General features: G+C 50.7%; 4 protein-coding genes. All 4 read left to right on the forward strand.

The features are described 5' to 3' along the window. The first annotated feature begins 175 nt into the window (after nucleotides 1-175). On the forward strand, nucleotides 176-721 hold the full coding sequence (locus B2089_RS09205; RefSeq protein ID WP_296322024.1) for a flavoprotein: 546 nt from the start codon (nucleotides 176-178) through the stop codon (nucleotides 719-721). Beyond that, nucleotides 718-1,383 (forward strand): phosphopantothenoylcysteine decarboxylase, encoded by a 666-nt coding sequence (locus B2089_RS09210; RefSeq protein ID WP_296322027.1) that lies wholly within the window; start codon nucleotides 718-720, stop codon nucleotides 1,381-1,383. The genes B2089_RS09205 and B2089_RS09210 overlap by 4 nt, the downstream gene beginning before the upstream one ends. After that, nucleotides 1,380-2,150 (forward strand): type III pantothenate kinase, encoded by a 771-nt coding sequence (locus B2089_RS09215; protein WP_296322030.1) that lies wholly within the window; start codon nucleotides 1,380-1,382, stop codon nucleotides 2,148-2,150. The genes B2089_RS09210 and B2089_RS09215 overlap by 4 nt, the downstream gene beginning before the upstream one ends. 85 nt (nucleotides 2,151-2,235) lie before the next feature. After that, on the forward strand, nucleotides 2,236-2,314 hold a 79-nt coding region (locus B2089_RS09220; RefSeq protein WP_296686898.1), incomplete at its 3' end, for an aspartate 1-decarboxylase.

Below are 2,314 nucleotides of genomic sequence, written 5' to 3' on the forward strand. Positions count from 1 at the left end.
TATATAGTTACAAGCACAAACAGCGTGTAGCAGGCGAGCGGGCCTTCGCAGCATAGCCGCTCGGAGACTCACTCAAAATGCTCCACTGGAGCATTTTGCCGGCTACGCCGTCGTTCCCTAGGTTTCGATAAGCCGTTTTCACGACTGGGAGCCGTTTTTTGAAGGAGACGATTTTATGAAAGACAAGCACATTTTACTTCATGTGACAGGCTCAATCTCCTGCTACAAAGCCTGCGAGCTTACCAGCCTTCTCGTCAAAGAGGGGGCTGAAGTTCAGGTGACTATGAGCGAGGGAGCCTTAAAGTTTTTGCAGCCCGCCGTTTTTGAAGGCCTGAGCCACCGCGAAGCTCTCACGCCTGACATGTTCGCCTGGAAGCCTGACTGTATTCCCCACATTACCCTTGCGCAAAAATGGGCGGATTTGATTATCGTTTATCCGGCCAGCGCAAACTGCATTGCCCGGCTTGCAGGCGGATTGTGCGATGACCTTTTCGGCTCGACTTTCCTTGCCAACAATTTTGAAAAGCCGGTGCTTCTTGCTCCTGCCATGAACTCAAACATGTTCGCCCATCCAGCCCTTCAGGAAAACCTCAAAAAGCTGGAGTCCTGGGGAACAAAAATCCTCCCCACCGAGGAAGGCCGTCTGGCCTGCGGAAGCGTGGGCTTAGGCAAGCTGATTTCGCCAGAAAAAGTTCTGGAATACATAAAGGAAGCTTTATGAAAATCTTAATCACTGGCGGCGGGTGCCGGGAATACATTGACAGCGTCAGATTCGTCACCAACTCTTCCAGCGGGCGTACTTCTGCCCAGATTGCAGACTCGCTGGCGGCCAAAGGACATGAAATCACGCTGATTGCGGCTTCTTCTGCCATAAAAGCAAAAGAATCTTCCATAAATACGATTCTTTTTGAAACAGGGGCGGAACTTTCTGAGGCAATCAAGGCTGAGCTGACTTCTTCTCCCTATGACGCTGTGATTCACGCGGCAGCGGTGAGCGATTATGTTCCCGACACAGTGACTGTCGGAGGCGAAACAATAAAGGCGGGCAAAAATGGAAAGCTCCACTCAGGCGGAGAAATGACCGTAACCTTCCGTCCAAGCCCAAAAATCGCCGACAGCCTTCACCAATGGGCGGCAGAGGGCGGCAGAGCAAATGCAAAGGTCGTATGCTTTAAGCTGACCAGCGGAGCTGACGAAACCGAGAAAAACCGCGCCGTCACCAGTCTTTTTAGTCACAGCAAGGCAGATTTTGTTGTTTACAACGATTTGTCACAAATCACGCCAAGCAAGCACCCCTTCAAAATTCTGAACGGCAAGGGCGTCTGCATGGCGGAAGGGGCGACAAATGCAGAGCTGGCTGAAAAGCTGGAGGAGGTTTTATGACACTTACACTTGATATCGGAAACACTCAACTTTCTGGGGGTGTGTACGAAAATGACAAAATTACTCTCACTTTCCGCTGTGCCACGACCCACGGCACTTCAAGCGATGAAATCGGGATTTTTTTGCGGTCGGTGCTCAGGGAAAACGGAATCGACTCAAAGCTGATTTCTGACATCGCCATCTGCTCAGTGGTGCCAAGCCTGAACTACGCCATCACCAGTGCCTGCGTCAAATATTTCGGCATCGAACCGCTGATGATTCGCTCTGGAATCAAAACCGGGCTCAAGCTACGCTACTCGAATCCCAAGGAAATCGGTGCGGACAGAATCGCGGCGGCAATCGGAGCCAGCGCCCTCAAGCTCAAAAGTCACATCATCGTCGTGGACATGGGAACGGCTACCACGGTTGATGTGATTACAAAAGACAAGGAATACTTCGGTGGCGCGATTCTGCCGGGAATCAACATGATGATGCACGCCCTTTCTTCGGGAACGGCCCAGCTTCCCAGCGTTGAGATTGTGGAGCCGGAAAAGGCCTGCGGAAACTCGACCGTCACGGCCATTCAGTCGGGTCTTTATTACGGCACTTTGGGGTCAATCAGGGAGCTTATCAGAGGCTTCACGGAGGAAGTCTTCAAAGGCGAAAAACCCACGGTAATTGCCACCGGCGGCTTCGCCAATCTCTTCCGGGAATCAGGGCTTTTCGACCGAATCGAAAGCCAGCTTGTTCTGGACGGCCTGAGAATCGCACTGGAACTGAATAAATAAAAATCGACGCAGATAAACGCAGATTAACGCAGATTTATTTTTTTTATCCGCGTGCATCTGCGTCTAAATACTTATAGGAGTTTGTATGAATATCGAGGTTTTGAAATCTAAACTGCATCGGGCTACTGTTACTCAGACTATTCTGGATTATGAAGGCTCTATTT

The sequence above is a fragment of the Treponema sp. UBA3813 genome, from assembly GCA_002368605.1.
Lineage (GTDB): Bacteria > Spirochaetota > Spirochaetia > Treponematales > Treponemataceae > Treponema_D.

Excerpts from the sequence above, each read along its gene's own strand:
- B2089_RS09215 (WP_296322030.1), top strand. The coding sequence starts at position 1,380 with ATGACACTTACACTTGATATCGGAAACACTCAACTTTCTGGGGGTGTG.
- B2089_RS09210 (WP_296322027.1), top strand. The coding sequence starts at position 718 with ATGAAAATCTTAATCACTGGCGGCGGGTGCCGGGAATACATTGACAGC.
- B2089_RS09205 (WP_296322024.1), top strand. The coding sequence starts at position 176 with ATGAAAGACAAGCACATTTTACTTCATGTGACAGGCTCAATCTCCTGC.